23 protein-coding genes and 1 tRNA gene are annotated in these 26,813 nt (G+C 60.5%); 8 read left to right on the forward strand and 16 right to left on the reverse strand.

Annotated features, from left to right (window positions below):
• Positions 1-66: 66 nt before the first annotated feature.
• Complete coding sequence (locus ABF859_RS01265) at positions 67-1,536, reverse strand: NAD(P)H-hydrate dehydratase (protein WP_415525363.1); 1,470 nt, start codon at positions 1,534-1,536, stop codon at positions 67-69.
• Positions 1,537-1,715: 179 nt separating this feature from the next.
• Between ABF859_RS01265 and ABF859_RS01270 the strand changes: the two genes are divergently transcribed.
• The 3 genes from ABF859_RS01270 (at position 1,716) to ABF859_RS01280 (ending at position 5,988) form a co-directional block, all read left to right on the forward strand.
• A complete protein-coding gene (locus ABF859_RS01270) occupies positions 1,716-2,168 on the forward strand; it encodes a hypothetical protein (RefSeq protein ID WP_415525365.1) in 453 nt (150 codons plus the stop codon).
• A 405-nt stretch (positions 2,169-2,573) separates the two neighbouring features.
• A complete protein-coding gene (locus ABF859_RS01275; RefSeq protein WP_415525671.1) occupies positions 2,574-4,670 on the forward strand; it encodes a DEAD/DEAH box helicase in 2,097 nt (698 codons plus the stop codon).
• A complete protein-coding gene (locus ABF859_RS01280) occupies positions 4,663-5,988 on the forward strand; it encodes a class I SAM-dependent RNA methyltransferase (protein WP_415525367.1) in 1,326 nt (441 codons plus the stop codon). The genes ABF859_RS01275 and ABF859_RS01280 overlap by 8 nt, the downstream gene beginning before the upstream one ends.
• On the opposite strand, the gene ABF859_RS01285 is transcribed toward ABF859_RS01280, so the two are convergent.
• From ABF859_RS01285 to ABF859_RS01320, 8 genes are all read right to left on the reverse strand, one after another.
• The gene (locus ABF859_RS01285; protein ID WP_041110498.1) at positions 5,933-6,289 is read right to left on the reverse strand and encodes a HesB/IscA family protein; all 357 of its coding nucleotides are present in this window, start codon (positions 6,287-6,289) and stop codon (positions 5,933-5,935) included. The two genes, ABF859_RS01280 and ABF859_RS01285, sit on opposite strands and share 56 nt — an antisense overlap.
• Positions 6,290-6,305: 16 nt before the next feature.
• Entirely contained in the window at positions 6,306-6,680 is a 375-nt protein-coding gene (locus ABF859_RS01290; RefSeq protein ID WP_415525369.1) for an SUF system Fe-S cluster assembly protein, read from the reverse strand.
• Positions 6,677-7,918, reverse strand: a complete 1,242-nt coding sequence (locus tag ABF859_RS01295) for a cysteine desulfurase (RefSeq protein ID WP_415525371.1) — start codon at positions 7,916-7,918, stop codon at positions 6,677-6,679. Before ABF859_RS01295 ends, ABF859_RS01290 begins: the two co-directional genes overlap by 4 nt.
• Positions 7,915-9,090, reverse strand: coding sequence for a Fe-S cluster assembly protein SufD (gene sufD, locus ABF859_RS01300; protein WP_415525373.1), 1,176 nt, complete (start codon positions 9,088-9,090; stop codon positions 7,915-7,917). The genes ABF859_RS01295 and sufD overlap by 4 nt, the downstream gene beginning before the upstream one ends.
• Before the next feature lie 17 nt (positions 9,091-9,107).
• Positions 9,108-9,878, reverse strand: coding sequence for a Fe-S cluster assembly ATPase SufC (sufC, locus tag ABF859_RS01305; RefSeq protein WP_011251696.1), 771 nt, complete (start codon positions 9,876-9,878; stop codon positions 9,108-9,110).
• A gap of 1 nt (position 9,879) precedes the next feature.
• Positions 9,880-11,364, reverse strand: a complete 1,485-nt coding sequence (gene sufB, locus ABF859_RS01310; protein ID WP_415525375.1) for a Fe-S cluster assembly protein SufB — start codon at positions 11,362-11,364, stop codon at positions 9,880-9,882.
• 12 nt (positions 11,365-11,376) lie between these two features.
• Positions 11,377-11,859 (reverse strand): SUF system Fe-S cluster assembly regulator, encoded by a 483-nt coding sequence (locus ABF859_RS01315; protein ID WP_415525377.1) that lies wholly within the window; start codon positions 11,857-11,859, stop codon positions 11,377-11,379.
• Positions 11,860-11,980: 121 nt separating this feature from the next.
• On the reverse strand, positions 11,981-13,270 hold the full coding sequence (locus tag ABF859_RS01320; protein WP_415525673.1) for a DUF445 domain-containing protein: 1,290 nt from the start codon (positions 13,268-13,270) through the stop codon (positions 11,981-11,983).
• A 131-nt stretch (positions 13,271-13,401) separates the two neighbouring features.
• Between ABF859_RS01320 and ABF859_RS01325 the strand changes: the two genes are divergently transcribed.
• Both ABF859_RS01325 and ABF859_RS01330 read left to right on the forward strand, forming a co-directional pair.
• Positions 13,402-16,179 (forward strand): phosphoenolpyruvate carboxylase, encoded by a 2,778-nt coding sequence (locus ABF859_RS01325; RefSeq protein WP_415525379.1) that lies wholly within the window; start codon positions 13,402-13,404, stop codon positions 16,177-16,179.
• Between the two features lie 89 nt (positions 16,180-16,268).
• A complete protein-coding gene (locus ABF859_RS01330; RefSeq protein ID WP_415525381.1) occupies positions 16,269-17,852 on the forward strand; it encodes a S10 family peptidase in 1,584 nt (527 codons plus the stop codon).
• A gap of 59 nt (positions 17,853-17,911) precedes the next feature.
• Here the strand turns inward: ABF859_RS01330 and ABF859_RS01335 are convergent, their stop codons facing one another.
• The 4 genes from ABF859_RS01335 to ABF859_RS01350 all read right to left on the reverse strand — a co-directional run bounded on the left by ABF859_RS01335 (position 17,912) and on the right by ABF859_RS01350 (position 22,841).
• Positions 17,912-18,151 (reverse strand): hypothetical protein, encoded by a 240-nt coding sequence (locus ABF859_RS01335; RefSeq protein ID WP_415525383.1) that lies wholly within the window; start codon positions 18,149-18,151, stop codon positions 17,912-17,914.
• Positions 18,152-18,366: 215 nt separating this feature from the next.
• Positions 18,367-20,469 carry an elongation factor G gene (gene fusA, locus ABF859_RS01340; protein WP_415525385.1) on the reverse strand — a complete coding sequence of 701 codons (2,103 nt, stop codon included), beginning with the start codon at positions 20,467-20,469 and terminating at the stop codon, positions 18,367-18,369.
• Between the two features lie 170 nt (positions 20,470-20,639).
• Positions 20,640-20,942 (reverse strand): 50S ribosomal protein L28, encoded by a 303-nt coding sequence (rpmB, locus tag ABF859_RS01345; RefSeq protein ID WP_062510124.1) that lies wholly within the window; start codon positions 20,940-20,942, stop codon positions 20,640-20,642.
• Between the two features lie 96 nt (positions 20,943-21,038).
• Entirely contained in the window at positions 21,039-22,841 is a 1,803-nt protein-coding gene (locus tag ABF859_RS01350; RefSeq protein WP_415525387.1) for an ABCB family ABC transporter ATP-binding protein/permease, read from the reverse strand.
• 65 nt (positions 22,842-22,906) lie between these two features.
• Between ABF859_RS01350 and ABF859_RS01355 the strand changes: the two genes are divergently transcribed.
• The 3 genes from ABF859_RS01355 to ABF859_RS01365 all read left to right on the forward strand — a co-directional run bounded on the left by ABF859_RS01355 (position 22,907) and on the right by ABF859_RS01365 (position 25,456).
• The gene (locus tag ABF859_RS01355; RefSeq protein WP_415525389.1) at positions 22,907-23,749 is read left to right on the forward strand and encodes an NUDIX hydrolase; all 843 of its coding nucleotides are present in this window, start codon (positions 22,907-22,909) and stop codon (positions 23,747-23,749) included.
• Positions 23,746-24,192: a DUF3574 domain-containing protein gene (locus ABF859_RS01360; RefSeq protein ID WP_415525391.1), complete on the forward strand. Its 447-nt coding sequence runs from the start codon at positions 23,746-23,748 to the stop codon at positions 24,190-24,192. Before ABF859_RS01355 ends, ABF859_RS01360 begins: the two co-directional genes overlap by 4 nt.
• 139 nt (positions 24,193-24,331) lie before the next feature.
• The gene (locus tag ABF859_RS01365) at positions 24,332-25,456 is read left to right on the forward strand and encodes an AI-2E family transporter (RefSeq protein ID WP_415525393.1); all 1,125 of its coding nucleotides are present in this window, start codon (positions 24,332-24,334) and stop codon (positions 25,454-25,456) included.
• A gap of 22 nt (positions 25,457-25,478) precedes the next feature.
• Here ABF859_RS01365 and ABF859_RS01370 read toward each other — a convergent pair.
• The 3 genes from ABF859_RS01370 to ABF859_RS01380 all read right to left on the reverse strand — a co-directional run bounded on the left by ABF859_RS01370 (position 25,479) and on the right by ABF859_RS01380 (position 26,780).
• Positions 25,479-25,555, reverse strand: a tRNA-Pro gene (locus ABF859_RS01370).
• 60 nt (positions 25,556-25,615) lie between these two features.
• Positions 25,616-26,464: a MerR family transcriptional regulator gene (locus ABF859_RS01375; protein WP_415525395.1), complete on the reverse strand. Its 849-nt coding sequence runs from the start codon at positions 26,462-26,464 to the stop codon at positions 25,616-25,618.
• On the reverse strand, positions 26,454-26,780 hold the full coding sequence (locus ABF859_RS01380; RefSeq protein ID WP_415525397.1) for an integration host factor subunit alpha: 327 nt from the start codon (positions 26,778-26,780) through the stop codon (positions 26,454-26,456). The genes ABF859_RS01375 and ABF859_RS01380 overlap by 11 nt, the downstream gene beginning before the upstream one ends.
• Positions 26,781-26,813 lie beyond the last annotated feature (33 nt).

Here is a 26,813-nt window from a genome sequence, read left to right on the forward strand (position 1 = left end):
CGCTCGGCTTCCAGGCTCGTGTTACCGAACCTCGGAAGCGCGGCCTTTAGCGCATGAAACGAGACTTCACAACAGGGAGCAGGTGGGGTTTTTGCGTCCGGCCTCCCGTGCAAGGCGTGTGGCCGTGGCGCGGGCCGGGCCCAGCGGCAGGTCCAGATCCTCGGCCACCGGCCAGCCACCATGAGTTTTTCCAGCCTGGATTCCGGCTTCTCCATGCAGCCAGACACCAGCGCAGCAGCCTTCCCAGACATCCATCCCCGCAGCGAGGAGCGTTGCAATCACACCGGTCAGTGTATCGCCCGAACCTGCGGTCGCGAGTGCAGAAGAGGCATGGGTGTTGATGGCGAGCCGACCGTCCGGAGCAGCGATGATCGTATCGGGGCCTTTCATGACAACCACCGCATCCATGCGTTTTGCAGCCGCAAGCGCAGCATCCAGACGATTGCCTTCCACCGGACCGAAGAGTCTGCGGAACTCTCCGACATGAGGCGTGATGACCGCGACACCTTTCAGGCGGGAAAGATCCTGCGCGCCCCATGTGAGCGCCCCGGCATCCGCAAGTACGATCCGACCGGATTTCAGAAGCTGTGGGAGAGTTTTTGCAACTTCGTCTTCCGTGAGACCGGGGCCGCAGATCCAGACCCTGCGTCGCGCATCTTCCAGCAGTTCGGACAGCGGAGCATCGTCCACGATCAGGCCTGGGTCTCCGAGTCGATAGGCCGGAGCCCCCTCACCTGCCGAGATCCGGACGAGCCCCGCACCGCTGCGTCGGGCGCCCCGGGCCGACAGCCGGGTAGCGCCGGGCATTTCAGTGCCACCACACAGACTGACGACGCCTCGGCGGTATTTGTAGTCACCGTCACCAGAGACCGGCAGAGTCCACAGACCGGGCTGGTTGTGCTGCACGACAGGCGCGATGCCCTCCCAGACCTGTTCGGGCATGCCGATATCCACACAGATCACCTCACCACACAGATCAGAACCGGGTTGCAGGACGTGGCCAGGACGCGGACGGACGAAAGTAACGGTGAGAACGCAGTCACGGGCCTTGCCGAGGACTTCGCCCGAAGCCCCCGCGACACCGCTGGGCATGTCGATTGCAACAACCTGACGGGCAGCAGCAAGAACTGACGCGACATCATCGCTGACGGGACGCTTCAGCCCGGAGCCGAACACGGCGTCCACCACCAGATCGGCATTCGCTACTTCCTCCGCCGCAAACGGGACGGTGGGCCCGGTCCATCGGGCCGCCATTTCGGCAGCAGGGGTACCGGATTTTGGAGGCGCCAGAGCGGCGATGCGAACCGACCATCCCCATTGCGCCAGATTGCAGGCGACGACATAGCCGTCCCCCCCGTTATTTCCGGGCCCACAGGCGACCGTAACACGACAGGGCGAGAAGCGGTTGCGGATGACGCGCGCAACAGCCCAGCCGGCATTTTCCATGAGGCGGGTGGAGGGAAGAATGGCCGCGGCGGCACGGTCCATGCGATCACTTTCCTCAGGGAGGAGCAATGCGAAAGGATGACTGGGCATATCGGGACGTTCTCCTGCTATGTCTTATGACAGAAAGCATGACCGGCTTGTGCGTTGCCTCTGTCGGACTGCCTCTGGCGGGTTCCCTCTGGCGCTGAGGGGGCTGCGTCGGGTATTCAGGGAAATGCTTCGGGAATGTTCTTCCCCTCTTTTCCCCTTTGCAACCATGACGAGGATCAATGACAGGATCGATCATCTGGAGCCTCGTGCTCGCAATTCATGTGCTGTGCATGACATACTGGGTCGGCGGATCAATCTATTCGACGCTCGTTGTCCGCTCCACGGTCGGACTGCTGGATCCGGGACCACGCAACTCCGTCCTGCTTCAGGGATACACGCGTTTTTTCCGCGGTCTCTATCAGGTCGTGCCGTTCTCGCTGCTGAGTGGCTGGGCCCTCGTTTTTCATGAAGGCGGGTTTGCTGCCGTACCCTGGCCCGTCAATGCGATGCAGCTTCTGGGCCTTGTCATGGCCGTGGTTTTCATCCTGACCGTTCAGGGACCGTTCCGCCGGGCGAGACGCGCCATGCGTCCTCAGCCAGCCCTGTTTGACACGCTGCGTAGCCGGACAGCCATGATGGCGGGACTAGGTGTACTGACCATTCTTGTCGCCGCAATGGCACGCGGCATCTGAAATCGTATGCGATACGGCGCTTTTCAGGCCGTATCGCTTGCCATTCCTGCCATTTATCGATAACGCACCAGTTATAGCTGCGGGTAATTATCCCGCCCTCAACTCCGGTCCACACCTGTTCAGGTGCACACCGTCAACGAGAGTCTCGAGAGTCATTTGAGCGCGAAAACGACCTCCGGTCCTTCCAAGCCCCGTACGACTGCCCCCTCCAGACGCGGACGCCCTCCCGCTTCGCGTACCGTTGCAGCCGAAATTTCCCCAAACATTGCGGATACCGGTGAAATTCCTCCGGCAGAGGAAGCTCCTGCAGCCAAGGCTCCGCGTGCCCGACGCACCAGAACTACGCCGTCCGCTACGGAAGAGACGGGTGTGGTGAAAGCCGCCGTGCGCCGCTCTCGCAAGACGGTGTCCCCTGCGGCTGAGCCTGTCGCTGAAGCCGAAGCGCCTGCCGCAAAGCCCAAGCGGGGACGCAGAAAGACCGTTACGGAACCGGAAACTGCCATCGAAACCATTGAGGCCGCTCCCGCTCCGCGTCGTCGGCGTTCCACCAAGGCTGTAGCAGAGGCAGATGTGACCGCCGTTGCCGAGACGGCTCCCAAACGTCGTGGCCGTCCCCGCAAGACTCCGGTCGCAGAACAGCCCGCTGCGGAAGTTCCGTCTGAAGAGACTCCCGTGGCACCACGCCGTCGTGGCCGTCCCCGCAAGGCAGATGTCGCTGCTGCCGGGCTTCCTGTGGAAGCGCCCGTGGAAAAGACGGCGCGTCCGGCCCGTCGCAAGGCCGCAACGCCCCTCAAGGAATCGGCTACACCCGTCGCTGAAGAGAAGACCACCGTTCAGGCTGAGCCGGTGAAGACCGAAAAGGCTCCGGCCCGTCGTCGGCGTACCAAATCTGTTGCGGAAACTCCGGTTGCTGTTGAGGAAATCGTGGCTGCTCCTGCCGCCATCGAAACCCTGATCGTCGCCGAAGAGGTTTCGGACAGGCCGCGCTTTGCTGATCTGGGACTGGGCGAGCCCATCATGCAGGCCATTCAGGAACTGGGTTACGAACACCCCACTCCCATTCAGGCACAGGCGATTCCCGAGGTCCTGAAGGGACACGATGTTCTGGGTGTCGCCCAGACGGGAACCGGCAAGACGGCGTCCTTCACGCTGCCTATGCTGCAGAAACTGGCAGGCTCCCGGGCACGCGCACGGATGCCGCGTTCGCTGATCCTGGAGCCGACGCGGGAACTGGCTCTGCAGGTTGCCGAAAACTTCAAGCTTTACGGCAAGTATCTGCGCCTCACCCATGCCCTGCTGATCGGCGGCGAGAGCATGGCCGAACAGCGCGATGTGCTGAACCGTGGTGTGGATGTGCTGATTGCGACTCCGGGCCGCCTGCTTGATCTGTTCGGACGCGGCGGCCTGCTGCTGACGCAGACCAGCACGCTTGTGATTGACGAAGCCGATCGCATGCTGGACATGGGCTTCATCCCCGATATCGAGAAAATCGTGGGACTGCTGCCGGCCCATCGTCAGACACTGTTTTTCTCCGCCACGATGGCGCCGGAAATCCGTCGCCTGGCCGATGCCTTCCTCAGGCACCCGGTGGAAATCACGGTTTCGCGTCAGTCTTCCGTCGCCACGACCATCGAGGAAGCCCTCGTCATCGTGCCGGAGGACGAGAAGCGCCGCACGCTCAAGAAGCTGCTGCGTCGTGAGAACGTCCAGAGCGCAATCGTGTTCTGTAATCGCAAGCGCGATGTGGACATGATCCAGCAGTATCTGACGAAGCATGGGATCGAAGCCGGGCATCTGCATGGAGATCTGGCTCAGTCGCTGCGTTTCTCGACGCTGGAGCGTTTCCGCTCCGGGGAACTGAAGTTCCTTGTCTGCTCGGATGTCGCTGCGCGCGGCATCGATATTGGCGGCCTGTCGCACGTTTTCAATTACGATCTTCCGTTCAATGCGGAAGATTATGTCCACCGCATCGGTCGTACCGGACGTGCAGGCAAGGAAGGCCACGCCTTCAGTCTGGCAACGCCGCGTGATCGCAGGCTTCTTGAAGCCATCGAGACGCTGACAGGCAAGGTGATTGCGCGTCCGGATCTCGAAGGTATCACGACTGTGGACTGGGCTCCGGAAGAGGGTGAACGCCGCCCGGCTGAGACTGTGGCCGCACCTGTACCACAAGAAACTGCAGAGGAAGGCGAGCAGCGGGGACGCAAGCGCCGTCGTGGCGGCCGCAAGCGTAATCGTGGTGACCGTGAAGACAACGAGATCGTTCAGCAGGACGCTTCGGTCCCTGCTTCTACCCCGTCTGTCGCGGTGATCGAGGATCCTGTCAGCCACCGCTCGGTTGAACTGGCTCCCGCTTTCGAAAACGATGGTCCAAAGACAGGCTTTGGGGGCGATACCCCCGCTTTCATGCTGGTCCCGCGCCGCAGGAAAGTGACGGTTTCCGGTAGCACCGATCCTGCTGCCCCTGTCCAGCATGACGGGCGCCATTACGGTAATGAATGATACCCTGACCGGAGTTGCAGAACTCCGGATTGAAGGACTGGGTGCGGCAGGCGACGGCGTTGCGCATCTTGATGGCCAGAGCATTTTCATCCCGGACACTCTGCCCGGGGAAGACGTCCGGGTCCGCCTTGCTCCCGGTCACCCCGAACTCGTTGACATCATTCACGTCTCGCCCGACCGCGTAACACCCCCGTGCGACCTGTTTGGCGAATGCGGCGGCTGCGCTCTGCAGCATCTTTCCCTCCCGGCCCTGCTGGACTGGAAAGCGCAGCGCGTCATACAGGCCCTCACCGCAGCGGGTTTCACGGACCTGCCGCGTGCGCGGATGTTCCAGACAATGCCGAAAACCCGGCGCCGCATGGATTTTGCTGTCCAGCGCGTGCCGGGTGGCGTGATCATTGGGCTGCATCGCCGCAATGGCGATCCCGTGGATATGACGGAATGTCACGTCCTGCACCCTGCGATTTTCGGACTTCTCGCGCCTTTGCGTGACGTTCTGGGCAGTCTGGGAGCGCTGACGGGACGCGGGAGCCTGATGGTCAACCTGCTCGATAGTGGGCCAGACCTGACTCTTCAGACCCCTGCTCCGCTGACGAGTGCGGATCGAATCAAGCTGGCAGCCTTTGCCCGCGAGCACGATCTGTCGCGGATTTCCTGGCAGGATCCGAAAGATCTGGGCATTGAGACGGTCGCCCAGTCCGGAGCAGTCCGGGAAGACTTTGGCGGTGTAGTCGTCTCGCCACCGCCTTCCGCGTTCCTTCAGGCCACGGCCGATGCGGAAAAAGCCATTGTCACGGCTGTTGTGAACGGATTGCCGTCACTCAACAAAAAGGACGTGACGGTAGAACTGTTTGCTGGTTGTGGCACGTTGACATTCCCCATGTCTGAAAAAGGCCGCGTCATGGCCTATGAAGGCAATCTGGCGGCCGCGAACTGCCTGAAAGCCGCGGCCGGTGGACGTCGCGTCGATGGATTTCATCGGGATCTGGGGCGGCAGCCGCTTCTACCGCATGATCTGAAATCGACGCGGGCCGTGGTTCTCGATCCGCCTTACGCGGGTGCCGGCGCGCAGACCGTGCCTCTGGCAAAGTCGGCCGTGCCGGACATCGTTTATGTGAGTTGCAACCCCGCCGCGCTTGAAAAAGACGGCAAGGCTCTGTGGAACGCAGGCTTCTCCGTCATTGGCCTAACGATCGTGGACCAGTTCCTGTGGTCCACGGAAGTCGAAGCCGTGGTCGTGCTGTCACGTGACGTGAAGCGGATCAGACGTGAAAACTCTCGCCGCAGCCGCAGCGACCTTTCTCGTTCGGATTCCTGAATGTAAAACCGGATTCGAGGTCCTTGACCTCGTAATCCATAACAGTACCGGTCAGGAACAGGGTGGCCTTGCGGTCCACCAGAAGGGTAACGCCCTGGTCCTCGACGCGCTCATCGGTTGGCTCTGGCGCTGTCACGAAATTCATTTCGTAGGACAGACCAGAACATCCGCGGGTTCCCACGCTGATGCGCAGAAGCTGACCCTGATGGGAGCCTGCGTAGAGGGCCTTCAGACGTTTGGCAGCCTGATCGGACAGGGTCATGAGAGCGGGCAGCGGGCGGCGCGTTGCGACGTCGGACATGATGGTTCTTTCCGGATCAGAACATGTTGAGGGCAAGACGGGCGTCGTCGCTCATGCGGCTCATGTCCCAAGGCGGATCCCACACGATTTCAACCGTGGCCTGAGTGACGCCCGGAACATGGGAGACGGCGTCGCGTACCATTTCCGGCAGTTCCTGTGCGCTGGGACAGTTGGGCGCGGTCAGGGTCATCTCGATATGGACGCGGCCATCATCATGCAGGTCGATCGCGTAGATCAGGCCGAGTTCGTAGATGTTGACCGGGATCTCCGGGTCATACACCGTCGCGATCGCCGCGATGATCGCTTCCTGATCAGGCGCTGTTCCCGCCGCCGGAGCGGTGGCTGTGTCTTCACTGGGGGTGATATCGATATCGGTCATGGCTTCACTCATGTGAGCATCATCCGGGCCCGTTCAAGGCCTTCGATCAGCGCATCAATCTCTTCAGTCGTGGTGTAGATACCGAAACTGGCGCGAGCGGTGGCATGAACGCCGAGGCGACGCACCAGAGGTTCGGCACAATGCTGCCCGGCACGAATGGCAATTCCAAGCTGATCGAGCAGTGTTGCAAGATCATGCGGATGCGCACCATCCATGACGAAAGAGATCACGCCCCCCCGCTCTTCAGGCTCGCCAAGGATGCGCAGGCTGTTGATGCCACGCATCTTTTCAAGCGCATAGGACGTCAGTTCGGCCTCATGGCGGGAAATGGCGTCATAGCCGATCTCTTCCACAAAGCGAACGGCAGCACCCAGACCGATCGTTTCCAGAATGGCGGGCGTTCCGGCCTCGAACTTGTGGGGAACATGCGCCCAGGTGGCGCGCTCGAAAGAGACGTTCTGGATCATGTCACCGCCGCCCATGAAAGGCGGCATGATGTCCAGCAGTTCCATCCTGCCCCAGAGCACACCGATCCCAGTGGGGCCGTAGAGCTTGTGCCCGGTGAAGGTGAAGAAATCTGCCCCCAGGGCTTGCACGTCGATTTTGCGATGCACGACTGACTGAGAGCCATCCAGCAGGATGCGCGCGCCATAAGCGTGGGCAATGTCCGTCAGCTTTTTGGCCGGAGTGATCGTTCCCAGCACATTGGACATGTGCGTGACGGCAACAAGCGCCACTTTACCGTCCGACAGGAGGGCTTCGTAAGCATCCAGATCAATATCGCCAGCGTCATTGATGGAAGCGACGCGCAGTTCGATGCCGGCGCGATCCCGCAGCATGAGCCAGGGCACGATATTGGCGTGGTGCTCAAGCTCGGAAATCAGGACCGCCTGCCCCGGCTTCAGCATGCTGCCGAAACTATGCGCCACGAGGTTGATGGCCTCGGTGCTGTTACGGGTGAAGACAATTTCCCGATGATCGGGCGCATTCAGAAGACGGGCTACGTCATGACGGGCCCGCTCATAGGCTTCCGTCGTGCGCTCACTCATCCAGTGGAGACCGCGATGGATATTGGCATACTGGTGATAGGCCGCGTCCCGCATGGCTTCGATCACGACATCCGGCTTCTGGGACGAAGCCGCGCTGTCGAGAAAGACCAGAGGCCGACCATGAACGGTTTCGTTCAGGATGGGGAAATGAGCGCGGATATCTACCGTCGTTATCCCCGACGTGCTGTTGCTAGCGGTCATGACATGATGCTCCGCAGCAACAGGTCACGCAGGGCTTCGTCGGCCACGAGATCCAGCGCATCGATCAGAAAGGCACGAACCAGAATGTCACGCGCAGCAACCTCCGGAATACCACGGGAGCGCAGATAGAAAAGCTGCTCGTCATCAAGCGCACCGACAGTGGCACCATGGCTGCACTTGACGTCGTCAGCGTAGATTTCCAGCTCCGGCTTGCTGTTGATCTGCGCCTTTTCAGAGAGCAGGAGCGCCTGATTCATCTGGTAGCCGTCGGTTTTCTGGGCAATGCGATCGACAAGGATCTTGCCCTGGAAAACGCCCTGCCCGGCGTCGGACAGCACCGTCTTGACGGTCTGGCGCGAACTGCCATCAGGAGCGGCATGATGGATCATGGAGGTCAGGTCATTCAGGCGCTGGCCGTCGACGATCTGCACGCCATTCACATGCGCCATGGCGTGAGGTGCGCCCAGCGTCACGACGGCTTCATGACGGGCAAGACGACCGCCATGGTTCAGAGTGAAGCTGTCATATTCACCCTTCTCCGCTACATCGACCGAAACGATGGCGAGATGGGTACCGGTCAGGCTTTCGCGCTGCGCCTTGACGTGACGCAGGGTAGCGCCTTTGCCGACGACGATATCGAAGCGCGGATTGGCGATATACTGCCCCTCACCTGTACTGACATCGTAGAGCGTCAGGGAAGCGCCATCCTCCAGCACAATGCGGTGCTGCAGATGCGTGGAAATGTCCTGACCATCGGATAGGCTGACAAGTGTCAGCAGACCGGCATCCGTTCCTGCGGGGACGCGGATATCGAGACCTTTTTCACCCAGCCCCGTGTTCAGCGTGGCGGAAAACAGCCCTGTGAGGGGAGAGACGTTTTCCGAAGCCTGACGAACTACTTCCGGCAGGGCCGACAGACTGCCCAGAAGCTGGCCATTGCCATAGACCATGCGGGCACCGGTTTCAGGCAGAGCCAGACGACCGAGCAGCGTGGTGGCTGTTTCGGACGACAGTGGCGTAGCCTTCCGCCATGCCGTATCCGCAATGGAGCGCAGCGGGGTATAGCGCCAGGCTTCGACACGCCGCGTCGGCAGGCCCGTTTCAGCCAGCACGCCGCCCTGCCCGGCGGCCCGCGCGACGAACGCCTCCAGCGCCTGGTCAGCGTTCCGCATCACAGTTGGCGCTCCACTCACGCTGCCGCCTCGAGGAACTGGGTATAGCCCTGCTTCTCAAGCGTCTTGGCGATGTCAGGGCCGCCGCTATGGATAATGCGACCATGCGCCATGACATGCACGCGGTCGGGCACGATGTAGTCGAGCAGACGCTGGTGATGGGTGATGACCAGAGCGGAGAAATCCGGGCTACGCAGGGAGTTCACGCCTTCCGCGACGATGCGCAGGGCGTCAATATCCAGACCGCTGTCCGTCTCGTCGAGGATGGCGAAGGAGGGCTGGAGCAGGCGCATCTGAAGGACTTCATTGCGCTTCTTCTCACCGCCCGAGAACCCCACATTGACGGCACGCTTGAGCATGTCATCCGACATGGAGAGGTGCTTGGTCTCGGCGCGAACGGCCTTGAGGAAAGCCACGGCGTCCAGTTCGGCTTCACCACGCGCCCTGCGGACGGCGTTCACGGCCGTACGCAGGAAGTTGGCGTTGTTCACGCCCGGCAGTTCCACCGGAGACTGGAAAGCCAGGAACAACCCGAGAGCAGCGCGTTCTTCGGGTTCCAGGGCAAGGAGATCCTGCCCCTTGAACGTGGCGGAACCACCTGTGACTTCGTAGTCGTCACGACCGGCAAGCACATAGGACAGCGTGGATTTACCCGAGCCGTTCGGCCCCATGATGGCGTGAACTTCGCCCTTTGGGACTTCGAGATCGAGGCCCTTGAGAATGTCCTTGGGCGTGCCGTCGGCGTCGATGCGGGCCTGAAGACCCTGAATTTTCAGAAAATCGCTCATTTTAACCCACACTTCCTTCGAGGCTGATCTGCAGAAGTTTCTGCGCCTCGACCGCGAATTCCATCGGGAGCTCCTTGAGCACCTCGCGGCAGAAACCATTGACAATCAGACCGACTGCATCTTCTTCCGAAAGGCCGCGCGAACGGCAGTAGAAGAGCTGGTCTTCAGAGATTTTGGACGTGGTCGCTTCATGCTCCACGCGCGCCGTCATGTTGCGGCTTTCGATATAGGGCACCGTATGCGCGCCACACTGGTCGCCGATCAGGAGGCTGTCGCACTGCGTGAAATTACGCGCATTGCGGGCCTTCGGCTGCATCCGGACCAGACCGCGATAGGTGCTGTCAGAGTGCCCGGCAGAAATGGTCTTGGCGATGATCGTTGAGCGCGTGTTCGGCGCCAGATGGATCATTTTCGTGCCCGTATCGGCCTGCTGGTGGTTGTTGGTCACCGCAACCGAATAGAACTCGCCGACCGATCCCTCACCGGCCAGCACGCAGGACGGATATTTCCACGTGATGGCGGAGCCGGTCTCGACCTGCGTCCAGGAAATCTTGGAGCGCGCGCCGCGGCAGATGCCACGCTTGGTGACGAAATTGTAGATGCCGCCACGACCTTCATCATCGCCCGGATACCAGTTCTGGACGGTGGAATATTTGATGGAGGCGTCTTCCATCGCAATCAGCTCGACCACGGCCGCATGAAGCTGGTTCTCGTCACGCTGTGGCGCCGTGCAACCTTCCAGATAGGAGACGGTCGCGCGGTCTTCAGCGATGATGAGGGTACGCTCGAACTGACCCGTGTTCCGCGCATTGATGCGGAAATACGTGGACAGTTCCATTGGGCAGCGCACACCCTCAGGGATGTAGACGAACGAACCATCCGTAAAGACGGCAGAATTCAGGGCTGCGAAGAAGTTGTCGCCAGCCGGGACAACGGTGCCGAGATATTTGCGGACCAATTCGGGGTATTCGCGAATGGCATCGGAAATCGGGCAGAAGATCACGCCGGCTTCGGCAAGCGTTTTGCGAAAAGTGGTCGCAACGGACACGCTGTCAAAGACTGCATCCACGGCGACGGGCAGACGCTGCTCTTCTGCACCTTCCACACCCGCCAGAAGGGCCTGTTCATGCAGGGGGATACCCAGCTTGGCATAGGTCTTGAGCAGTTCGGGATCGACTTCGTCGAGGCTCTTGGGGCCAGGCTTCTTCTTCGGCTGCGCGAAGTAATGCGCATCCTGATAATCGATCGGCGGATGATGGATATGGGCCCAGGTCGGCTCTTCCATTTCCAGCCAGGCGCGGAAAGCCTTCAGACGCCAGTCCAGCATCCACTGCGGCTCGCCCTTGCGCTCGGAAATCAGGCGCACCGTCTCTTCGTTGAGGCCCTTGGGCGCGATATCCATCTCGATATCGGTCTCGAAACCCCATTCGTAGCTGGATTTCGCGAGCTTTTCGACTGTCTCGCGGGTTTCCGTCACGGCTGGCATGGCATGTTGTCCTTAACTGACCGCGTCGGTCACGGAGGAGGTCTCCGCTCCAGCGGGGGCGGCAGGTGGGAACGCGGGGCCGCGCCTTGGCAGGCGCTCCGCGTGGCGACCCATATCCGCCAGTGTGATGCTGTTGAGTGTGTTGAGGATGGCATCATTCACGACATCCCATTGTCCGGACAGGCCGCACAGGGAACTGTGCTCGCATTCCCGGCCGTCACAGCAGGCCGTGATCGCAATAGGCCCATCCACCGCAGCGATAACGGCAGCAACGGTGACTTTTTCAAGCTCGCCGGAAAGACGGTAACCGCCCCGTGCCCCCCGATGGGAGAGCACCAGACCACTGGAGGCCAGTCCCTTGAGAAGCTTGGCAACGGTGGGTTCGGGAACGCCGGTTTCGACTGCAAGGGCTGCGGCTGTTGCCAGTCCTTCGTGACGACCGAGATGGACCAGAAGGACAGTGGCGTAATCGGCCAGTTTTGACAGCCTCAGCATCGCTTGCACACTCACATCTTGTTCTAATTCAAGACTTGCTAAGTCCTGATTTTCTTCAAATGGCCCATACCGGAGCAAAGGTCAAGACTTCTGTGCCCAGCCTGCCACCAGACATGGAGTGTTACACACCAAAAAACAGTCGTGAAACGCCATCCAGCGCCGCGCCGGCAAGAAAACCGACGACTGTGCCATTTATGCGGATATAGGCCAGGTCACGGCCAACACGCGACTCCAGCCGGGTCGCCAGGTCATTCCCGTCCCAGCCGGCCATGACTGCCGCAATGAAACCCGACAGCTTTTCGCGCAGGCCCGGCAGGATCCTCTGGACGGTGCTTTCGACAGCCTGATTGACCTTCAGGCGCAGGGACTCATTGGACCGCAGCGCGCTGGCAAGCTGGATGATGGCAGCATCAATGACGGTGGCGCTCCAGCCATCTTCGCGCCCACTGTCTTCCTCTACCATGCGGCGCAGTCGTTCCCACAGTTCCGAACTCCACCCCTTGAGACTGGTATGGGTCAGAACCGATGTGATGGTGTCGGCCATGTCCTTGCGACGCGCAGGATCATTTTCGATGCGGTCGATCTCGCCCCGGACCCACGTGGTAAAACCGTGTCGCAGATCCGAGTCCATGGGATCGACCCGCTCGAATTCGGCGTGAAGTGCCATGAGAACACGGCTGGCGACCGAGCCACCGATTGCCCAGCCCAGAAAGCGTCCACCCTGCTCGCGGACACGCTCTTCGACGAAATGGCGCAGATCCGACTCCCGGGACGTCACTGTGGTCTTGATGCGCTCAAGCAGGAAGGACAGGACTTCCTGATGCATTTCGCTGTCCACCATGGCCCGCATACCGCGCGAAACCAGCGGCGCCATTTCCTCGCCATTCAGCAGGACAGGCAAAGCCCGGGACAGGGCGGCCTTGGCGCGCCCGTCTTCCATGCGATCGAACATCAGCGGAATGGCGGAGCGCATGCTGGTGACGAGCGTCTGGCGGGTTGCCGGTTCGCTCAGCATATCGGCAATCAGGCCCGAAAGGTCGATTTTCGACAGGGCGCGGCGGACATCCTCCTCGGTGAAGAACTGACCTGAGATGAACCGCCCCAGCGCCTGTCCGAGGCGTTCCTTCTGCCGCGGCAGAATGGCAGTGTGAGGGATGGGCAGGCCCATCGGGTGACGGAACAGGGCCGTGACCGCGAACCAGTCGGCAAGGCCACCGACGACCCCTGCCCTCGAACCTGCACGCAGCAGGCCGAACGCCAGACTGCCATCGCCGATGTGACGGGCGGCGGCGAGTGTCGTGCCGGCTGCGAGAACGCCCATGCCAACGAGCAGACCGCCGGCCATGAATCTGGGCGAGAGACCTGTGAGGCCGGATTTCCGGGAAACGGGAGGGGTCGTGTCCACGTGCATGAACGCACCGATAGCACCATCCTGACGTGCTGTCGCGTTCAAGCACGGTTGCGCTTGGCGGCAGGGCGTGAAAAGTATTGCGGCCCCGTTTTCGTTCCACTTTCTTTTCCGCAGAAGCGAGACTGCTCCCGATGTCTGACTGCGCCTCCCGGCTCGATCCGTCCCTCCATGACCGCATTGACGCCATGACGTCACGACTTCTCCATGAGCGCGATGGCCTCTCGGATCTGATTGCATCCATTGGGCAGGGCCTGTCCGAAGATGACCGGATTGAGGACAAGACGCAGCTAACTGAAATCGAGAATGTCGTCCGCGCCCTGCGTGATGAACATTTCGTGGAGCGGGCTGCCCATCTGCGATCCTATGTCGGCCTGGATGTGGCTGATCCGCAGGAGCGGCTTGAGGCCGTGGCGAAGCGTCTGGTCGATCAGGCTCCGGATGCGGCCTCGCTGACAGTGCCGAAAATTGCTGCCGTTTTCACCGCGCATCCGACCTTCGCGCTGGCGGATCGTGTCTATGATATCCTGACCGAGCGCGCTGAAAATCCGGAGCTTGCGATTCCATGCCTGAAAACACATCGCCGTCCCGCCCCCCCGACGCTGGCACAGGAACAGGCTCTGGCACTGGCAGCCATTCTGCGCGGGCGGGATGCGCTTGACGACCTGACAGCGGCACTTCTTCGGGAGATGTCCCAGCGATGGTCAGGTGAAGCGGGACAGGTCGATCCATCTCCCGTAATTCTGGCGAGCTGGGTCGGGTTTGATACCGATGGACGTAATGACATCGGCTGGTGGGACACGCTGCGGATCCGGCTTGAGCTGAAATCCTCCCAGCTTCACCGTCTGACCGACGGGCTGGAACGGCTGGGGCTGCAGGAAAGTGCGCTGGCCATGCGCGCGCGCCGTGCGATCGAGGCGGTAAAGACGCAGCATGCCGCCTGCCCGACCGGACGGGATGCAAGCCCGGAGACGATCCGCGATTTCGCACAGACGCTGATTTCCCACCGTGAGAAGGCGCTGCTGGAGGCAAGCGAGCTTGTCCCACTGTTCCAGGACGCGGCAGCCGGACTGAATGAGGAAGACCGGCTGCAACTGCGGACCATCCGTGCGGGATTCATGAACCACGGACTTGGGATTGCGCGCATCCACACACGCCTGAATGCCGCACAGATCTACAACGTGGCACGGACGAGGCTCGGACTGACCGATGATCCTGCCCTGCCCTCCCGCCGGCGTGTGCTGCTGGCAAAGATCGACGAGGCCCTTTCGGATCTGACACCCCGCGCCGTGGATTTCGGCGCCCTGCTGGTCGAACCGGCCTCTGCGGCGCGCCTGATGATGACGATGGCGCAGATCCTCAAGCACATCGATTCAGGATCGCCCATCCGCTTCCTCATCGCCGAAACCGAGAGCGGCTACACACTGCTGGCCACCCTGTGGCTGGCGCGGCTGTTCGGCATCCAGGATCACCAGATCGAGATCTCTCCGCTGTTCGAGACGGAAAGTGCTCTCGAAAATGGCGAGACCATTCTGGAAGAGGCGTTCCGTTCGAGTCACTGGCGCGACTATCTGCGGGCGAACGGGCGTCTGTCGCTTCAGTTCGGGTATTCCGATTCGGGACGTTATGTGGGGCAGTTGGCCGCAACCAATCTGGTCGAGCGTCTGCGGATGCGAACCCTCTCCCTGCTGGCAGAGCACGGACTTGAAGACGTCTCCCTGACACTGTTCGACACGCATGGCGAAAGCATCGGGCGGGGCGCGCATCCGTTCAGTCTGCGCCAGCGCCTCGATTATTTCTCCCCTGCCCGCACACGTCTGGCCATGCGGGAAGCCGGGATCGGCTGTCGCGTTGAGACGGCATTTCAGGGCGGTGACGGCTACACGCTGTTTGGCACCAGAGCCATTGCGGCATCAACAATCGCGACCCTTGCGGAACATACGGCCGAAGTTCCACAGGACACGAAAGATCCCGTCTATACGCGCCCTGACTTCGCAGCGGATTTCTTCTCCACGATTGCGCTGGACATGGGAGCCCTGGTCGATGATCCGGGTTATGCGGCGCTGCTGAGCGCATTCGGGCCAGCCCTGATCGACAAGACGGGATCGCGCCCTTCGGCCCGTCAGTCGGACGCGGCCACGGTGACGCGCATCACCCATCCGGGTCAGCTCCGCGCCATTCCCAACAATGCGATCCTTCAGCAGCTCGGCTGGTGGGCGAATGTGCTGCATGGGCTGGGCAATGCAGCACAGCGGCACCCGGAGACGTTCGAGCAGTTTGCCACGGAGTCATCACGCTTCCGGGAGGCCATGGATTTTGCGCGTCAGGCGCTGGCCCATTCCGATCTGGATGTTCTTCGGACCACGATCCATCAGCTCGATCCGGGAACCTGGCTGGACCGGGCGGCGAAGGCGCAGAGCGATGAAGAACGACAGAGCCTGCTGGCCATTTCACATGGCCTGGAACTGCTGCGCTTCTGGGCCAGTGGCCCCGCGATGTTCCGCCGCGTTCAGGCGGATCATATCGCCCTGCGTGCAGCATGGCCGGATGCCCCGCGCATGGACGCCCGCGAGAAGCTGCTCCATGCGATCCGCTTCGCCCTGATCGACCGGCTGTGGGAACTCTCGACGCGTATTCCCTATTTCGGACCGCGAAACAGCCTGACGCGGGAAGCCATCACGAACCTCATCCTCTGTCTGGATGTGCCGCATGCGCTGCACCTCCTGGAGGATCTGTTCCCCGTGACAGCCCCCAGCGTTGCGAACCTTGATTTCGGAGAACCGGGGGGCGCCGCCGAAGCCGCAGGTTTTGCGCGCGAACATGAGGAAATCTTCGAGCCGCTGTCGCGCTGTTTTGCGCTGCTGCGTGAAGTCGGCATTGCGATCATGCACGCCAACCGGGCTTTCGGCTAAGGCAGGACACAGGGGCCGGAACTCTTGTCGATAAGGGCAGCGTGCGTTTAGAAAGCTCGCGTAACAAACCCTAACGGAAAGTTCCCTGCATGCTTCGCAAGGCCCTCCTTCTGGGTGCAGCCATAATGGCTGTGCCTGCTCTGGCCGCAGGTCCCGCGACACCGGCACCCAATGCTGACAGCGTGACGAACGGAACGGTGACCGTGAATGGCGCGACCATCCCTTACCGGGCGGTCGCGGGCACCATTCTGGTTCATGGCGCCGATTACAACGATTCCCGCGACGTGCTGGCCAGACGCGGCACCAAGCTTGATGGCGGCAAGGATGACGACAGCAAGAATGCGCCGGTCGCGTCCATGTTCTATACTGCCTATTTCAAGGAAGGCGTGCCGTCCGAAAAGCGCCCCATCACGTTCCTGTATAATGGCGGCCCGGGCTCGGCCTCCGTCTGGGTGCATATGGGGACATTCGGTCCGCGTCGTGTGAACACGCCGGGGGATACGCATCTGCCGGCTGCCCCCTACGCGCTCATCAACAACCCGCAGTCTCTTCTGGACGTGTCGGACGTCGTTTTCGTTGATGCGCCGGGGACCGGCTTCTCGCGAATTGCCGGCAAGGATGCTGCCAAGGAGTTTCTGGGCGTCGATGGTGACGGCGAGGCCTTCACGCATTTCATCTCGAAGTTTCTGGCCAAGTATCACCGTTACAACTCGCCGAAATACCTGTTCGGCGAAAGCTACGGCACGATGCGCTCGGCCGTGGTCATCAATGACCTTGAGCAGGACGAAAACATCGATTTCAACGGCGTAATCCTGCTGTCGCAGATCCTGAACTACGACAACAGCGATGACAGCCCTCAGTTCAATGCCGGCATGGACGATCCCTATGTACTGGCCCTGCCGACCTATGCGGCAACGGCCTGGTATCATCACTGCCTGCCTGCCGAACATCCGGATCTGAAAGCGTTCCTGCATGAAGTCGAGCATTTTGCGATGACCGACTACACACTGGCCCTGCGTCAGGGTGCGGATCTGCCAGCCGATCAGCGTCAGGCAATTGCGGCGAAGCTGCATGACTATACGGGTCTGCCGGTCGATTACATCCTGCGTGCTGACCTGCGGGTCAATGGCGGCGAGTTCGACCAGCAGCTTCAGGCCAAGACAGGCATGGCAACCGGCCGTCTGGACACGCGCTATTCAAGCCCGACAATCGACCCGATGAGTCAGGAGGTGGACTACGATCCGCAGTCCAGCGCCATCAGTTCGGCCTATGTCACGGTCTTCAACGACTATGTCCGCAACACGCTCAAATATGGCACGGACGAGGACTATCGCCTGTATAACAGCGAAGGACACTGGGACAGCCATCACCGCCAGCCCGGCCACGGCTATCAGCCGAAGGGCGAGCCGAACGTCATGACGGATCTGGCCATGGCGATGAAGACCAACCCGAACCTGCATGTGATGCTCAACGCGGGCTATTACGATCTCGCAACGCCATATTTCGAAGGCGTGTATGAGATGAAGCATCTGCCGATGCCAACCAGCCTGCAGAAGAACATCGAGTACGCGCAGTACACGTCCGGCCACATGGTCTATGTGGATCCGACGACCCTTCAACAGCTTCATGACAATGTCGCGGCATTCATCCGTCGCACAGACAACCTGCACTGATTCCTGACGGGACACGAAAGGGCGGCGGAGGGGCAACCTTCCGCCGCCCTTTTTTGTGCTCAGCTCTTACGGACAGGCCAGCCGATCCGCACAAGGACGCCGTCAGGCCCATTGACCGCAAATTCGTAGATGCCCCAGGACCTGATCGATGGCCCTTCCTTCTCAAGGACCTGATCCGCGAAGGCCGGCGCCAGCGCATCCACATCCGGGCGACGAATATAGAGACTAAACGGATTGCGCCCGATCTCCACCCAGCCGGGAAAAGCCTGCGTCAGATGGAGTTCTTCGCCTTCTGCCATCCAGCCGCCTGTATTCGGTCAAACTCCCGTCATGAAACGAGAAACCGAGGACCGCAAAGAACTGCTCGGTCTGCGCGAGATCGTTCACGGACAGAATGGCGATGACGGATCTCCGGGGTTCAGACTGAAACATCAGGTCTTTCCTTGAAGGAGGAACACAAAAAACCCCGCCAGATTGCTCTGGCGGGGTCTGATGTATCACCGGAGTGAAGAAATCAGGCGGACTTCGCGATGATTTCTTCAGCCACGTTGCGCGGCACCGGATCGTAGTGATGGAACTGCATGGTGAAGGACGCACGACCCTTCGTTGCAGAACGCAGGTGCGAGATGTAGCCAAACATTTCCTTCAGCGGCACCTGTGCACGGATCATGACGGTCGAACCAGCAGTTTCCTGGCTCTGGATGATGCCACGGCGACGGTTAAGATCGCCCACCACGTCACCGACGTGATCGTTCGGCGTCGTGATTTCCACGTCCATGATCGGCTCGAGGATCACCGGACCGGCGTTCTTCATGCCTTCACGGAAGCAGGCCTTGGCGGCGATTTCGAAGGCCAGAGCCGACGAGTCAACGTCATGGTACTTACCGTCGAGCAGCGTGAACTGGAAGTCCACGGTCGGGAAGCCGGCGAGAACACCCGTGGTGCTCTGCATGCGGATGCCCTTTTCGACTGCCGGGATGTATTCCTTCGGAACCGTACCGCCGACGACCTTGTTCGTGAAGATGATCTCGTCCGGCTTGTCAGACGGAGCGAACTCAATCTTGACTTCAGCGAACTGACCCGAACCACCCGACTGCTTCTTGTGGGTGTAGGTCTCGATATGCGGCTTCGTGATCGTCTCACGATAGGCCACCTGCGGTGCACCGATGTTGGCATCGACGCCGTATTCACGACGCAGACGGTCAACGATGATGTCGAGGTGAAGCTCGCCCATGCCGGACAGGATGGTCTGACCCGTTTCCTGATCGGTCTTGAGATGCAGGGACGGGTCTTCGGCCGTCAGCTTCTGCAGAGCCAGCGTCATCTTCTCGACAGCGTCCTTGGTCTTCGGCTCGACGGAGATGTCGATGACCGGAACCGGGAACTGCATACGCTCCAGAACCACCGGATCGGCAGCATCGGCAAGCGTGTCACCCGTGACGGTGTCCTTGAGGCCCACGAATGCGGCGATGTCACCGGCACCAACGGACTTCACTTCCTGACGCTTGTCGGCGTGCATCTGGAACATGCGGCCAACGCGTTCCTTGTGACCCTTCGTCGTGTTCAGGATGGTGTCACCGGAGTTCAGGACGCCACGATAAACGCGAACGAAGGTCAGCGTGCCGTACTTGTCGGAAATGATCTTGAAGGCCAGACCAGCGAACTTGCCATCCGGATCGACCGGAACGATCGGCAGGAAGTCTTCATCGACTTCTTCGTCTTCCGGCGGAGCAATACGGATGCCTTCGACTTCGTCAGGAGCCGGCAGGTAGTCGATAACGGCGTCGAGCAGGGGCTGCACGCCCTTGTTCTTGAAAGCCGTACCGCACATGACGGGACGGAATTCACCGGAAATCGCGCCCTTCTTGATGCACTTCTTCAGGGTCTCGACGTCAACGTCGCCCTTCTCGAAATACTCTTCCATGGCAGCGTCGTCCATGGCGAGAGCCGTATCGAGCAGCGTCTGGCGGGCTTCGGCAGCCTTTTCCTTCAGATCGTCAGGAATCTCTTCGTAGTGGAACTTGGCACCGAGTTCGCCGCCTTCCCACACGATGGCGCGCATCTCGACCAGGTCGACCACGCCCACGAAGTTTTCTTCGGCACCGATCGGGAGCTGCAGCGGCACTGCAACGATATCGAGCTTCTCCTTCAGCGTGCTGAAGGCGTAGTAGAAGTCCGCACCGGTACGGTCGAGCTTGTTGATGAAGATGATGCGCGGAACGTTATAACGGTCAGCGAGGCGCCAGTTCGTTTCGGACTGCGGCTGCACGCCGGCCACGCCTTCGATCACGAAGATCGCGCCATCGAGCACGCGGAGCGAACGGTTGACTTCGATGTTGAAGTCGATGTGGCCCGGGGTGTCGATGATGTTGATGCGGTGGTCGTTCCACTCACACGTCACGGCAGCCGAGGTGATCGTGATGCCACGCTCACGCTCCTGCGCCATGTAGTCGGTGGTGGTGTTGCCTTCGTGGACCTCACCGATCTTGTGAGAGACACCCGTGTAATACAGGATACGCTCGGTCGTCGTGGTCTTACCGGCATCGATATGCGCGGTAATACCGATGTTGCGAATCTTCGAGAGAGCCGACTTGGCTTCCTGAACGCTTTCGGACACGGAGAACCTCCAAAATACAATGAAAGGTGTTTCAGCCTGAACCGAAACACCTCCGCTGCGGTCCTGTGAAAGGACCGAACCTGATTTATCCCAGTGGCGGCTGAATGACGCAGACCGCCATGGTTTTCAAGAGCAATCTTGTTGCCAAACCGAAGTTCGGCAAAGATTTCTCAGGCGGTCTGGGCAGCCTTGCGTTCCTGGGCGCGCAGGATACGGCGCTTGATGACCTGGGCTTCCGTCGGAAGCTTGCGGTTCGGCGTACCCAGCAGGAACGAATCCAGCCCACCATTGTGCTCAACCGTGCGGATACCATTGGTGGACAGGCGCATACGCACCGAAGCACCGAGAATATCGGAGATCAGCGTGGTCTCCTGCAGGTTCGGGAGAAAACGACGGCGGGACTTGTTATTGGCGTGGCTGACGTTGTTGCCCGTCAGCACGCCCTTGCCCGTGATCTGGCAACGGCGAGACATGGTGGTACTTTCCTCGATGCTGGATGACGCAGGACAGCGAGGTCCGGCGTGTTCCGTAAATCAGGCGCGGCTTATGACGTAAGGTTGGGGCCTTCGTCAACCCCTGACTACGTTTTCTCCGGCCTGTGCGGCCCACATTGCGGCATAATGGCCACCTGCGGACAGCAGTTCCATGTGACTTCCCTGCTCCACCACACGCCCGGCGTCAAGCACCACGATGCGGTCGGCGTCCTGAACCGTGGAAAGGCGATGCGCGACAATAACCGTGGTACGGGCCTGTGAGAGCACTGCAAGCTCCTGCTGGATGGCGACCTCCGTGCGGGTGTCGAGTGCGCTTGTAGCTTCGTCCAGCAGCAGGATACGGGGATCCTTGAGAATAACCCGGGCAATGGCCACGCGCTGCTTTTCGCCCCCGGAAAGCTTGAGGCCGCGTTCGCCAACAACCGTATCATACCCATCAGGCAGTTCGCGAATGAAGACATCGATCTGCGCGCTGCGGGCGGCTCTTTCAATGTCCCCGGACGATGCCGACAGGTCGCCATAGGCAATATTCTCGCCGATGCTGGAATTGAAGAGCACCGTATCCTGCGGAACCGTACCGATGATGTTCTGGATGTCGGTCGGGGCAATGTCACGCAGATCGTGACCATCAATACAGACAGCACCTTCCGTCGGGTCGTAGGCGCGGGTCAGCAGACGCCCCAGAGTGGATTTGCCCGAGCCTGTGTGGCCGACGATGGCCAGGGATGTCCCTGCGGGCACATTGATGGAGACGTCATGCAGAATCTGCCGGGCCGGGCTGTAGCCAAAGGAAACATGCCGGAACTCGACGGCTGCCGCGCCAGCTTCCGACAGCTTGCCGGGCAGATGCACGGGCTGGGGGGCACGGGTGATTTCAGAGCGAATGGCGAGCAGTTCGAGATAGTTCTCCAGATCGACACGGGCATTCCGCCAGCCCGCACTGACATAATTGAGTGCGCCCACGGATGAATAGAGACCACTCAGATAGCTGCCGATCAGAACGAACTGCGCCACGGCCAGACGATGCATCACGATATCATGGGCCGCCATAGCCAGAAGGGTTGTTGTGGTCGCCGCGATCAGAAGGCCACGGCTGACCTGGGACAGGCTGACATAACGCTGGAGGCTGATCTCGGCCTGACGAAGATCTTTGCGGGCAGCATCGTAACGGGCGATTTCATGAGGCTCATTGGCAAAACTGCGGACCGTCTCGAAATTCAGAATGCTGTCCACCAACTGGTGCTGGGCATGATTGCTGGCACGGTTGCGGGCGCGTCGTGCTGTCATCCGCAGACGGGTAAAACCATAGGAGACGGCGGAATACAGTCCGAGCGCAATCAGAAGGAGCACGACATAACGCCAGTCGAATATCTTCAGAATGACCGTCAGCGTCATGATGAGTTCGATGACGTTTGGCAGGACGCTGAACAGGGCCAGTGACAGGAGTGTTCCGACGGCATCCGCGCCCCGGTCGAGGGTCCGGGTCAGGGAACCGGTCTGGCGGTCCAGATGGAAGCGGACACTCAGGTCATGCAGATGCCGAAGGCCGAGAACGGCAACGCGGCGCTGAAGGTCCGTTTCGACGGGCTTGACCAGGAGTTCCCGTAACGGCGTCGCCAGCCCCGAGATGACGCGGATGACCGCATACTGGCCAATCAGCCATACCGGAACAGCCAGCAGGGTTTCCGGGCGCGAGAGGCTGCTGACCATGCGGCTGAAGAGCCAGGGCGTGGCCACGGCGGTGGCACTTTCCACCAGAAGAATGATCAGTGCAAAACTAATGCGTGTGGCGTCGGGCCAGAGTTTCTCGGGACGGATCAGGGGCCACAGAACCCGCAGGGGAAGCGCTTCAGACGTCGAATCGGTTTTCTTGAGCATGTGCAGACTATGGGAAGTGCGGGCAATGCTTTGCAAATACCTGTCTGCGTGCGACATATCGGCCTGTGTCTGACAAATATCCTCCCCCTGCCCTCAAGCCTTTTCTCCAGCATATCGCGGCCTGCAACAGCGCGGTCCTGCCGGGCGGCCGCAGCCCGTTTTCCTGCGCGGCCGAACAGATCGGCTGGGTCAGTCCTGCGACAGCGCAGATGCTCGAAACCCTCGGCCTTCAGCAGGGTCCGGGTTTTGGGGTGAAAGCCGGGTCAGAGCTTTTTCCGCTCTCCCGCACACTTTGCGAGATGGGGCTTTATGCTTCCCATGACGAGGCTTTCGACGTCCGCAGCGACAGCGGGCTTGTACTGGGACAGGTGGACCGGGGAGCCATTCCGGTTCTGGGGCTGGCCGCCGAGGGTGTCCATCTGAACGGACTGGTCGAACGTGCGGAAGGCCTGTTCCTGTGGGTGGCCCGTCGCAGCATGAGCAAGCGGCTGGACCCGGGAAAGCTGGATCATCTGGTGGCCGGCGGCATGAGCGCAGGACTTGATCCGCAGACAACTGTCATCAAGGAAGCTCAGGAGGAAGCCGGTATCCCGGCCGAACTGGCCGCGACGGCGCGCTATGTCAGCCGGATCGAATATGCGCTCGAGCGGCCCGAGGGACTGCGCCGCGATGTGCTGCACTGCTATGACCTGCTGCTGCCTGAAGAATTTGTGCCGGTTGCGGAGGATGGCGAGGTGGAGAGTTTTCACCTTCTGCCGATCGATGAGGTCATGGCGCTGGTGCGTGATACCGATGCGTTCAAGTTCAATGTCAATCTTGTGCTGATTGACCTCTTCATTCGCCGGGGCCTGTTCGAACCTGCCGAAGCCACTCTTCTGAGGAACGCCCTGAAGGGGCAGGCTGCGTGAGAAAGGCGCTTGCTCTGCTGGTGCTGACGGCGCCTCTGCTGGGTGGCTGCATCGTACCGGTCAGTGTGACCCCCAATCTGTGCCGTGAAATCCAGACCCGTGACGGATTGCAGATCCGGCTGATGTTCGGTCTGACGCGGCCCGATGGCAGCGTGATTGATGGTGACGACTGGCAGGGATTTGTGGACCGTGAGATCACACCGCGCTTTCCGGCAGGTTTTACCGTCTTTGACAGTCAGGGCCAGTGGTATGATGCGGCTGGGCACAGAGTGATCCGTGAAGCGTCCCGAATCGTCTGGATTGTGGCCCCCTCTTCAGACCGTAATCTACAGCCTTACCTGAAGGCCATCCGTCAGGCCTATCAGAAACGGTTTAGCCAGCAGGCCGTTGGACTGACCATCCAGACGGGCTGCTCTTCATTCGAAAGCGTTCCCGTGGAATAATTCCGCAAGGCAGTAATCCCATTATGCGGAACGACGTTTCTCAGGCTTTCTATATTTTTCCTCATCCGGACTTCTCTCGTCGGGCCAGAACTCTCTGGGCAGGACGACAGTTCAGGCATGTTTTCACTCCGGAATTCTCATGACCGACCTTTCTCCCTCTCCTTCGCCCGACACCATCACAATAGAGGCCTCAGCCTCAACCGGAACGATCCAGCGGCGCGCCAGGGGCTTTCTGGCGCTCTTCTTCGTGGCGATCGGCCTGTACACACTCAAGGGCTTCCTGCCGGCGCTCCTGTGGGGCTGTGTCTTTACCATTTCGATCTGGCCGCTCTACCGGCGCGCCGAACTGCGCTTCGGTCGGAGCGACTGGCTCCCTCTGGTCTTTACACTGGCCGTGGCGCTGATCTTCCTGGTCCCGGTCTCGCTGGTGGGCGTGAAGGTTGCGGATGAGGCCCGGAGCGCACTGGAATGGATTGACGATGTGCGGAACAACGGTATTCCGATGCCGGAATGGGTGCCGCATCTGCCGTTCCTGTCTGCTCAGGCGACCAACTGGTGGCAGAACCACATGACGAGCCCCCAGCGCCTCTCCCATCTGCTTCATTCGGTGGATGTGGGACATGGAATGCAGATGACCAAGCAGGTCGGTTCACAGCTTGCCCGCCGCGGAACGCTGTTCGCCTTCTCGCTCCTGACGCTGTTCTTCCTGCTCAAGGATGGCGACAGCGTGATCCGCAAATGCCTGCTCGGATCCCAGCGCCTGTTCGGTGAACAGGGCGAAAGCCTGGCCAAGCAGATGATCTCTTCGGTTCACGGTACGCTGGCCGGACTTGTTCTGGTGGGTCTGGGAGAAGGCGCCATCATGGGTATCGTCTACATGGCGACGGGCGCCCCCCAGCCTCTGCTGTTTGCGATGGTGACAGCCGTGGCAGCCATGATCCCGTTTCTGGCATGGCCGACAGTCGGACTGGTCGCCGTGCTGCTACTGGCAAAGAGCAGCATGATCGGAGCGATTGTCGTCGCGGCCATCGGATCCGTCGTGATCTTCATCGCGGACCATTTCATTCGCCCTGCCCTGATTGGCGGCAGCACGAAAATGCCGTTTCTGTGGGTTCTGCTGGGGATTCTGGGTGGTGCCGAGACCTGGGGCCTGCTGGGCCTGTTTCTTGGGCCGGCCATCATGTCGGCGCTGCACCTGCTCTGGACACTGTGGACAGAGACCAACCCCCGCAAGGGCGTCTATGCAGCGGAGACAGATTCGTAAGGAAAGGAAATTACCGCAGGACTGGTCGGGCAGGCGGGATTCGAACCCACGACCCCCAGTCCCCCAGACTGGTGCGCTACCAGGCTGCGCTACTGCCCGTCGTCCTGCGGTGGCGGTGGTTTAGCAGTGTCCCGCCATCACCGCAATGGGGGATTGTGACTAGATGGGCAGAAGATTTCTCAAATTCTGAAGCTCTTCGAGAATCTCACGGAGTTCCGAACGCAGCAGACCGTTTTCAGCCTCGGTTTTTTCCAGTGTGCTGAAAAGAAGCTCGTTTTCATCGCGCAGGGTCATCAGCAGCGCAGAATCGGGAGCTTCGGCTTCGGCTTCGGCTTCGGCTTCGGCTTCGGCTTCGGCTTCGGCTTCGGGGATCGCAATTTCTGCCGGGATGTCAATCGTTTCCGTCACTGTGACGTCATGAGCGGTTGGCGGAAGCTCCGGGAAAACGATTTCGTCGGCAGGATCTTCTACAGGTGCGGGAAAATCCTCTTCGCTTTCAATCACCACATCTGCGTGCGCGGTTTCTCCGGACACCGGAACACCCTCCTCCGGCAGCGCAATCGTGACCACTGGAGGAAGAGCGGCTTCGGTCACTTCCAAAACACTGTCTTGAGGTCCAGTCGCGGCAGTGACGGCGGGAAGCTCTTCAGCACTAGTCTCCGGAAACGCTTTCTGTGCCGAACGGACCTTCTGCGCACGCCGTTCCCTCAGAACCCGGAGAACCCCCTGCCCCTTGTAACCCTGCACGTAAAGCAGATCCGAAATCAGCCGAAGCGTTTCAATATGCTCGGGGCTGTAATAACGGCGACCGCTTTCTCCCCGGAACGGCTTTACGCCCGGATAGATGGTTTCCCAGGAGCGCAGACGATGCTGGGGAATATGAAGTTCTTCGGCAACTTCGCTGATGGTACGGTAGGCTTCAGGCGCCTTTTTGACCTTCTCGGGACTGGTGGAGAATTCGTCGTTTGACGACACCATAATCGCCTGGGCGCTGGAATTATCTGTCATGGGACGAGGCCTCGGCCGCTGCGGCATTTTCGGAACCGTTCATGCGGTCCCTCAGCAGTTGGGAAGGTCTGAACACCAGAACGGACCGTGGCAGAATGGGAACTTCCACACCGGTCTTGGGATTACGCCCGATGCGCTCGCCCTTCTGGCGGACGGAGAATGTTCCGAATCCGCTCAGTTTCACGGATTCACCTGCTTCTAGACGGTCTGAGATCACGCCCAGAAGGCTTTCGAGAATCATGGAGGAATCGTGCCGGGAAAGACCGACACGACTATAGAGGTGCTCAACAAGATTCGCGCGCGTGACTGTGCTCATGTCACTTGCGTATCATGACGCTCAGAACAGTCA

The sequence above is a fragment of the Gluconobacter sp. genome, assembly GCF_047722525.1.
GTDB lineage: Bacteria > Pseudomonadota > Alphaproteobacteria > Acetobacterales > Acetobacteraceae > Gluconobacter.